The following is an 8,938-nucleotide window of genomic DNA, read 5'->3' on the forward strand; positions in this document are numbered from 1 at the left end:
GAGACTGTCCGACGAACGGTGTAACTGGCCCGACCCGCTGATGCGTCAGCGAGGAAGGTCAGTGGAATGACCGAGACACTGGTGGGCGTGAGCCCACTGCGGAAGGCAGCCAAGAAGACGCTCACGCCCCAGGAGGCGGAGCGCAACGCGGTGCGCGAGCTGGTCAAGGCCGCTCGCGCCAGGGGTGATGACCTGACCGGCCCCGAGGGGCTGCTGAAGGCGATCACCAAGCAGGTCATCGAGGCCGCCCTCGAGGAAGAGATGAGCGAGCACGTCGGCTACGACAAGCACGCCGTCGAGGGCCGTAACGGCGCCAACTCCCGGAACGGGACCCGCGCCAAGACGGTGCTGACCGACAACGCCGGCCCGGTGGAGATCGAGGTGCCGCGGGACCGGGACGGGTCCTTCGAACCGGTCATCGTGGCGAAGCGGCAGCGGCGGCTGACCGACGTCGACGCGATCGTGCTGTCGCTGTACGCGCGCGGCCTGACGACCGGGGAGATCAGCGCCCACTTCGCCGAGATCTACGGGGCGTCGGTGTCCAAGGACACCGTCTCGAGGATCACCGACAAGGTCATCGAGGACATGCAGGCGTGGGCGTCGCGGCCGCTGCAGCGGGTGTACGCCGCGGTGTTCATCGACGCGATCATGGTCAAGGTCCGTGACGGGCAGGTCGGCAACCAGCCGTTCTACGCCGCGATCGGGGTCGACCTGGCCGGGCACCGCGACGTCCTGGGTTTGTGGCCCGGCCACGGCGCCGGGGAGTCGGCGAAGTTCTGGATGGGCGTGCTGACGGACCTGAAGAACCGCGGGATCGCCGACGTGTTCTTCATCGTCTGCGACGGGCTGAAGGGGCTGCCGGACAGCGTCAACGCCGTCTTCCCCCAAGCAATCGTCCAAACGTGCATCGTCCACCTGATCCGCGGCACCTTCCGGTACGCCTCCAAGCGGTACTGGGAGGCCATCGCCAAAGACCTGCGCCCGATCTACACGGCCGCGAACGCCGCGTCGGCGTGGGCGGCGTTCGAGGAGTTCGAAGAGAAGTGGGGCAAGCCCTACCCGGCCATCCCCAAGCTGTGGCGGGCCGCGTGGGAACAGTTCATCCCGTTCCTGGACTACGACGTTGAGATCCGCAAGGTCCTCTGCTCGACCAACGCGATCGAGTCCCTGAACGCCCGCTACCGGCGCGCCGTCAACGCCAAAGGACACTTCCCCACCGAGCAGGCCGCCCTCAAGACGCTGTACCTGGTCACCCGGTCACTGGACCCCAAGGGCCTGGGACAGGCACGATGGGTCACCCGGTGGAAGCCGGCCCTCAACGCCTTCGCCGTCACCTTCGAAGACCGGATGCCGGCCGCGGAGAACCTCTAATGAGAAACGCCAGTTACACCGATCATCGGACAGACCCACCCAGTGGCGTCTGCCGGGTCGAGGTATGTGGTGACGTTCCGGTGGGGTCTCGATACCTCGACCCAGTGGCGTCTGCCGGGTCGAGGTATGTCGAGATGTGTGGTGAACGGGCGGCGGTATTGGATACCTCGACCCAGTGGGCTTCTGTCCGGTGGAGGTATCCAGCGACCGCCGCAGCGTCATCGTCTACCTCGACCCAGTGGGCGCCTGCCCGGTCGAGGTATGTGGTGGCGTTCCCGTGGGGTCTCGATACCTCGACCCAGTGGGCGTCTGCCCGGTGGAGGTATGTGGTGACGTTCCGGTGGGGTCTCGATACCTCGACTCGATGGGCGTCTGTCCGGTCGAGGTATCTCGTGATGCGGCGTCATCGTCTACCTCGACCCGATCTGAGTCTCCGTCGGTGGAGGTATCCAGCGACCACCGCAGCGTCATCGTCTACCTCGACCCAATGGGCGCCTGCAGGGTCGAGGTATGTGGTGACGTTCCGGTGGGGTCTCGATACCTCGACCCAGTGGGCTTCTGTCCGGTCGAGGTATCGAGCGACCGCCGCAGCGTCATCGTCTACCTCGACCCAGTGGGTGCCTGCCCGGGTCGAGGTATCCGGCGACCACCCGCACGGTCCGACTGCTGCGGCGTCGTCGCATACCTCGACCCGATTCGTCGTGGCTACCCCACCGACGCGCCGGCCGTGACCGACAGCTACCCCACCGACGTGACGACCTCGAAGAGCATCGGGGAGCTGGGGAACTCCTGCCATCCGGGCGCCGTGACGAGCTGCCGGAACTCCTCGGTGGCGTGGGCCGCGCGGAAGTCCGCCTCGGACTCCCAGGTCGCGACGTTGACCCAGCGGTGGTCGGCCTCGGATGAGAGGGCTCGATGCAGCCGCAGCGAGACGAAGCCGGGCTGGCGCATGAAGTACTGGCTCGTCGTGGTCCACAGCGCGTGGAAGGCCGCGTCGCGGTCCGGCGGCACGACGAACCGGTTCATGAGGGTGACGGGGCCGCCGACCCGTCCGTCGGCCGCCGGGGCGACGCGGTCCTGCGCTGAGATCTGGCTCATGTCTCTCCTTCGTCTGAGTGCATCCACTGCACTACTGTGCAATGAATGCACTCAGGTATACTCTCGCGTGATGGCTGGCGTCAAGGACGAAGGAGCGGCTCGTTCGCGGAACCCGGCGGACGAGTCCGGGCGAGCCCGACAGCGGCGACGGACGCGTGCCGCGATCGTCGATGCCACGATGCGGCTGCTCGTCGACGGGTCCGGGACCCCGGGCGTCAACGAGATCGCGGCGGCCGCCGACGTGTCGCGACGCACCGTGTACCAGTACTTCCCGACGCTCGACCAGCTGCTCCTCGATGCGACGCTCGGGCTGTTGACCCAGACCGACGTCGACGCCGCGATCGACGCCGCGGGGGCCGGCCATGGCGCGGCGACCGAGCGCGTCGAGGCGATGATCGCCGCGCTGGGTGAGGCCGCGGCGACCTCTCTCCCGCTCGGACGCTCCCTGATCCGGCTCACCGTCGAGGATGGTGACGGGCAACCCCGCAGCGCTGATACGCCGAGGCGGGGCTACCGTCGCGTCACCTGGATCGAGCGGGCCATCGCTCCACTGCGCGACGAGCTCGACGACGACCTCTTCGAGCAGCTGGTGTCGGGTCTGGCGATGGTCCTCGGCTGGGAGGCCCTCATCGTCCTCGAGGACCTGCGGGCGCTCGACGGCCCGGCCCAGACGCGCACCTCGGCGTGGGCCGCGCGCGCGTTGATCCGCGCGACGCTCGAGGAGCAGGCGGCACGTGACGCTAGGGACGGCGCCCGAGGATGAGCGGCCGGGTCGGGAGACGGGGTGGCGGCTCGCACAGACAGCGGGCACCGGGCCGGGCGCACCGTGATGGCATACCGATCGGGCGCGCACCCTCACCTCCCACCCACGACGCCGACCGGTGCGGTATGCCGGTGAGGCAGGGATGAGCGCCACCCAGGCGGTGGGCGCACGGCGCACGAAGGGAGCAGCTCGTGAAGGCAGTGCGGTTCAGCCGGTTCGGCGGTCCGGAGGTGCTCGAGATCGTCGAGCTTCCGGATCCGCATCCGGGTCCCGGCGAGGTCCGGGTCGCGGTGGGCGCAGCCGGCGTCAATGCGAGCGACTGGAAGAAGCGCCAGGGGCTCATGGACCAGGAGCTCCCGCAGACGATGGGCTACGAGGCGGCGGGTGTCGTCGACGAGCTCGGGGAGGGAGTCGACGACGTCGCCGTCGGTGACCGGGTGTTCGGCTTCTGCACCGACGGCGCCGCACAGGCCGAGCTCGCGGTGCTGTCGTTCTACGCCCGCATCCCACGCTCCCTCGACGTCGTGACGGCGGCTGCGTTGCCCTCCGCCGTGGAGACGGCCGCCCGGGCACTCGACCAGCTCGGCGTCCGGGCGGGCAGCACGTTGCTCGTCCACGGTGCGTCCGGAACGATCGGCCAGGCAGCGGTCCAGCTCGCCGTGGCGGGCGGCGCGAGGGTCATCGGCACCGGAAGCCCGGCGACCCACGATCGGCTGCGCTCCCTCGGCGCCGAGCCCGTCGCCTACGGCACCGGCATGGCGGATCGGGTCCGCGCCCTGGCTCCCGGCGGTGTCGACCTGGCGCTCGACGTCGCGGGCAGCGGGGTGTTGCCCGAGCTCGTCGGGCTCGCCGGCGGTCCGCAGCGCGTCATGACGATCGCCGACGTCGCGGGTGCCCAGGAGCACGGTGTCCGGTTCAGCACGGGCGAGTCGGGGCGAGCGCTCTGGGCACTGGCCCAGGTCGCCGGACTCGTGGAGTCGGGCCGGTTCTCGCTGCCCGTCGGGCGGACCTTCCCGCTCGCCGAGGTCGCCGAGGCGCACCGGGTCGGCGAGTCAGGTCTCGTGCGAGGCAAGCTCGTGCTCGTCGTGTCCCCGGAGCCGCCCGGCTGATCGCGTCCCCGCAACAACGGAGTCGACGGGGTCAGGCGAAGACGTCGGAGACGTACCGTCCCGCCTCGCGCTCGATGTGGTCGGCCCACTCCTGCGCCGCCTCGACGGTCGCGTCCATCGCCTCCTGGTAGATGCGGACGAAGGTGTCGCGGACGGCGGGCGCCATGTGCCGGCCGTCGCCGCATACATAGACGTTGGCGCCCGCCCGGAACAGGTCGGCGACATCGGCACGGTCCTGCCACAGCCGGTGCTGGACGAACATCACGTCCCCCTCGGGGGCCTTGAAGAAGGCGGGCCTGACGCTGACGACGCCCGCCGCCTCCCACTCGGCGAGCTCGTCGCGGTAGAGGAGGTCGACGTCGGGGTGGTCGCAGCCGAAGAAGAGGAGCGACCTGGCCACCGTGCGACCGCTGCGGGCCTGGACGGCCCGCTCCTGGAGGAACCCGCGGAACGGCGCGAGCCCGGTGCCCGCGCAGACCATGACCATCGGGACCTGCAGCGACGCCGGGGGATGGAACAGGTCGTTCGAGGACCGGACGGCGACGGTGACCCGCGTCCCCGGCCCGCAGTTGGCCAGGTAGCTGGACGCCATCCCCTGGAACCGTCCGCTGCCGGACAGTGCGGGTGCATCGACGACGGCGACGGTGATCGTGCAGTGTTCGGCGTTCCACAGCGGCGAGGAGGAGATCGAGTACTGCCGGGCCCTGGCCGGCGGCAGCATCTCGAGGAACGCGGCGAAGCCGAGGGAGCAGGCCGGGTACCGCTCGAGCAGCTCGAGCAGGCTCACCCGCTTGTCGAGGACGTCGACCTGGTATGCGGTGTCCTCCGCGAGCGCGTCGAGCTCGGCCCGCTGCGGTCCCTCGGTCGCGGCGGCGAGCGCGGCGACCTGGCCCCGGGTGGCCGGCTGGCCGAGCTCGACGTAGTGGAAGAGCACCTCGCTCGCGTTGACGGGGTGACCGACCGGCAGGGACGTCCGGGTTCCGCCCGCCTTGTGGATGACGATCTGGGTGTCGGAGGCCAGATCGAAGCGGGTGAGGGCGCGCATGACGAGGCCGATCGGGTTGTGCGGCAGGACGGCGAGGTAGTCGCCGGCGCGATAGGTCATCCCCTCGGGCAGGGCGATCTCGATGTGCCGCTTGGAGCGGCCGAGCGGCGAGGACATGTCGACGAGCTCGCGGTTCTCGACGACCTCGCCGTACTTGAGGTCCCCGAGCCGCAGGATCGACGCGCGACCCTCGGTGACGACCTCGACCTCGAGCTGGCTGCCCGTCGGGACAGCTCGCTCCTGCTTGCCGAGCGCGGCGCCGAGATCCCGCCACAGGTCGGCATACCACTCGTCGAAGGCGCCGAAGAAGTCGCCACCGGCGTCCGTCTCGCCCCGCTCCCGGAGCCGACTCGCCCCACCGGCGGCGAGCGCCTCGTCGAGCCGCTTCGGCACGGCCTGGTAGGTGCGTGCCCACTGCCGGTTGCCGCAGCCGAAGACGGCATACCGGACCCCGTCGAGCGTGCCCGGCTCGAGCCCGTCGGCCCACGCGACGAACTGGCGGGCGTTGTCGGTCGGCTGTCCCTCGTACGACGCGGTGACGACGATGACCGGGCCGTCGGTCGGCAGGTGCCCGGTGAAGTCGTCGAGCGGCGCGACCTGGGCGGCATACCCCTGTCCGGCGGCGTCGCTGCCGATCCGCTCGGCGAAGCCCTCGGCGGAGCCGGTGTTGGAGCCGAAGAGGACGTAGAGGGGGGTCGCGTCCTCCGACGGCGCGACGACGGCCGCGGCCTTCTCCGGGGAGGCCTGGCGAGGAGCGAGCGCGCTGCGCGGCGCGAACGACGTCGTGCCGCGGCTCTTGACCCGGATCCGGAAGTCCTTCGGCTTCAGCGTCAGCGTCTCGGAGACGACGAGTTGGTAGGACGGGTCGTCCTCGACGAGGTCGAACCGCTGGAGGATCATCGCGACGAGGAGGATTGCCTCCTGCATCGCGAACGGGCGGCCGATGCAGGCACGCTGCCCGTTCCCGAACGGCTTCCACGCGTTGGGCGGCAGCTCGGCCAGCGCCTCATGGGTGAACCGCTCCGGGCGGAAGGACTCGACGTCGTCACCCCACACGGTCGTGTCGCGGTGCAGCTGCGGGTTGAGGACCATCACGGTGTCCCGCTGGCTGATCGGGTACCTCCCGGCGATGACGGTGTCCTCGTATGCCTTGAGCTGGAACGCCGGAGCCGTCGGCCAGATGCGCAGCGACTCCATGAGCACCTGCTCGACGTACTTCAGCTTGCCGATGTCGTCGACGCTCGGGAGATCCGTGCCGAGGACCGCGTCGACCTCGGCCCGGGCCTTCTCGAGCACCTGGGGGTTCTTCAGGAGGAAGTACGTCGCGAACGACAGCAGTCCGCTCGTCGTCTCGTGACCGGCGATGAGGAAGGTGACGAGCTGGTAGCGGATGTTCTCGTCCGACAGGCCCTCGCCGGTGACCGGGTCGCGGCCGTTGAGCATGATGCCGAGCAGGTCCTTCTTGTCCGCAGCGTTCGGGTCACGTCTGCGCTCGGCGATGACGTCGTCGGCGACCTGCTTCATGAGCGCCAGGTCGTCCTCGTACGTGCGCCGGGACCCGAGGAGCAGCGTGCTCGCCGCCTCGGAGCCGCGGGTCCGGGCTCCCGCCTCGGCAAGGGCGTCGACCATCGCGCCGACGAACGGGTGCAGGTCGCGCTGGTAGAAGCTGTTGAAGCGGTAGTCGAACGCGCACAGGCCGATCGTGTCGAGGGTCATCCGCGTCATGTCGTCGGCGACGTCGATGACGTTGCCGGGGCCGAACCGCTCCCACCGCAGGAGCATCTGGTCGGCGATGTCGAGCATCCTGTCGAACATGCCGCGGATGCCGAGCGGCCCGAAGGCAGGCATGAGGAGGCGGTGCGCGATCGCCCAGTTCGGCTCCTCGGTCCGCGCCGTGAACAGGCCGTCGCCGGCGAAGTCACGGATGTTCTTCAACGCCCCGGCGACCCGCTTGTCGAAGCGGGACTCGTCGCATACCTCGTCGACGAGCTCCTGGGAGCTGAGGACGATCACCGGTGCGGGGACGTCCACGCGGTAGATCGGGCCATGGATCCGGGCCAGCCGCATGAAGCTCTGGACCGGCGCGTTCGGGTCCAGCAGGCCGAGGTTGCCCATCACGGGGTCGGGGGTCGGCTGGGGGATGGCCTGGATGCTGGACACGTGTCCTCCTCGACGGCGGGGCGCCAGTCGACCCTACTCACGGCGGCCCTCCCGGGTAAGGGTTCCGGGACGCTTCCCCTCCGACGGATGAGCCCGGTATGCCGGATGGCCGGGGTCGCGCGAACGCCCGGGCTCGTGCGGTGGGCCCGTTCGCCGCGTCGGCGAGGGCTACTCGTCGTTCGCTGCGCGGCGCCTGGCGACCTCCGTCGCGACGACCTCGTGGAGGGAGTCCACGGTGAGGCCGAGATCGCGCAATGCCCTTGCCGCCAAGCCGTTCTCGGCACGGGCGAGGCCGAGCAGCAGGTGCTCCGTACCCACCCAGTCGTGACCGAGGTCGGACGCCGCACGAAGCGCCTGCTCGATGGCCTCCTTGCTGTCCGGGCCGAAGGCGATGTGGCCCGGCAGCGCCTGTTCTCCGCCGGGTGGCATCGCCCCCTCGACCGCGGCACGGATCTCCTCCTCCGAGCAGGTGTGGGTCGTGAGCAGCTCGTGTGCGAGACCCCGCGGCTCCGAGAGCAGGCCGAGGAGGAGATGCTCGGTGCCGATGAGCTCGTGCCGGTGCTCCCGGGCGGACTCCTGGGCCAGGACGATGCTGTGCCGACTGAGATCGGTGAAGCCCTCGAGCGGGTTGCGGCTCCTCCGTTTCGGGGATCCGGGCGGGGTCGCGTCGAGGGCGTCGCTGATCTCGCTCCACGTCGCGCCACCCAGCTTGGCCTCGCTGACGTAGTGCTCGACGAGCTGGTCGCCCAGGTCGGACAGGGCCCGCGCCTGTCGTCGCGCCGCGCCGACCCTGGCGAGGTCGTCGGCGTCGGGCAGCTCCTCGTAGAGACGCGCGATGAGGTCGGCGAGGCTGATGTCGAGTGGAGCTGGAGCGGAGTGGCTCATGGTGGTGTCCTGTCCTCTGAGAAGGCCGACGAGAGAGGTGATGACCTCGCGCGCCGACGCCCTCGAGGCTTCGACGTCCCGCCAGTAGGACAGGACCTCCTCGGCCGCCGCCTCCGGAGTGTCGGCCCCGATGATCGCCGCGATGCGCGGAAGGGGTACCCCGGCCGAGCGGAGCCGTGCCACGAGACGTCCCTGCTCGACCTGCTCCGCCGAGTAGTAGCGGTATCCGTTGCTCGGGTCCACCTCGGCGGGCCTCAGCAGCTCGAGCTCGTCATACAGTCGCAGCGCCTTGGCGGTCAGCCCGCTGGCGCGGGCGAACTCCCCGATGCTCAACACGCAGGCCATCCTCTCCCTCTTGGCGCGGAGTGCGCCCACGGCCCACCCTCCGGTCTGCCCTCGGGGGAAGGTCAAGCGCGCGTGTGCCCCGCCCGGGAGGCTCGGCAGGTGCGGGCTTTCCGTGGTCGAAACCGAGAAGTGACCACGACAACCCCGCACCTGCCGGGGACC

General features: G+C 70.2%; 6 protein-coding genes. 3 read left to right on the forward strand and 3 right to left on the reverse strand.

Annotation, left to right across the window (positions count from 1 at the left end; all coding sequences use genetic code 11):
• The first annotated feature begins 66 nt into the window (after window positions 1-66).
• A complete protein-coding gene (locus tag BN12_RS23215; protein ID WP_157635264.1) occupies window positions 67-1,371 on the forward strand; it encodes an IS256 family transposase in 1,305 nt (434 codons plus the stop codon).
• Between the two features lie 738 nt (window positions 1,372-2,109).
• Here the strand turns inward: BN12_RS23215 and BN12_RS24900 are convergent.
• On the reverse strand, window positions 2,110-2,469 hold the full coding sequence (locus tag BN12_RS24900) for an antibiotic biosynthesis monooxygenase family protein (protein WP_048552850.1): 360 nt from the start codon (window positions 2,467-2,469) through the stop codon (window positions 2,110-2,112).
• Between the two features lie 70 nt (window positions 2,470-2,539).
• Here BN12_RS24900 and BN12_RS24175 point away from each other — a divergent pair, with 70 nt between their 5' ends.
• Window positions 2,540-3,232 carry a TetR family transcriptional regulator gene (locus tag BN12_RS24175; protein ID WP_048552851.1) on the forward strand — a complete coding sequence of 231 codons (693 nt, stop codon included), beginning with the start codon at window positions 2,540-2,542 and terminating at the stop codon, window positions 3,230-3,232.
• A gap of 191 nt (window positions 3,233-3,423) precedes the next feature.
• The gene (locus BN12_RS23230; RefSeq protein WP_048552857.1) at window positions 3,424-4,341 is read left to right on the forward strand and encodes an NADP-dependent oxidoreductase; all 918 of its coding nucleotides are present in this window, start codon (window positions 3,424-3,426) and stop codon (window positions 4,339-4,341) included.
• Window positions 4,342-4,372: 31 nt separating this feature from the next.
• On the opposite strand, the gene BN12_RS23235 is transcribed toward BN12_RS23230, so the two are convergent.
• Window positions 4,373-7,546 (reverse strand): bifunctional cytochrome P450/NADPH--P450 reductase, encoded by a 3,174-nt coding sequence (locus BN12_RS23235; RefSeq protein ID WP_083454615.1) that lies wholly within the window; start codon window positions 7,544-7,546, stop codon window positions 4,373-4,375.
• A gap of 168 nt (window positions 7,547-7,714) precedes the next feature.
• A complete protein-coding gene (locus BN12_RS23240) occupies window positions 7,715-8,767 on the reverse strand; it encodes a MerR family transcriptional regulator (protein ID WP_048552859.1) in 1,053 nt (350 codons plus the stop codon).
• Window positions 8,768-8,938 lie beyond the last annotated feature (171 nt).

Origin of the sequence: Nostocoides japonicum T1-X7 (assembly GCF_001046855.1) — a bacterium.
Lineage (GTDB): Bacteria > Actinomycetota > Actinomycetes > Actinomycetales > Dermatophilaceae > Nostocoides > Nostocoides japonicum.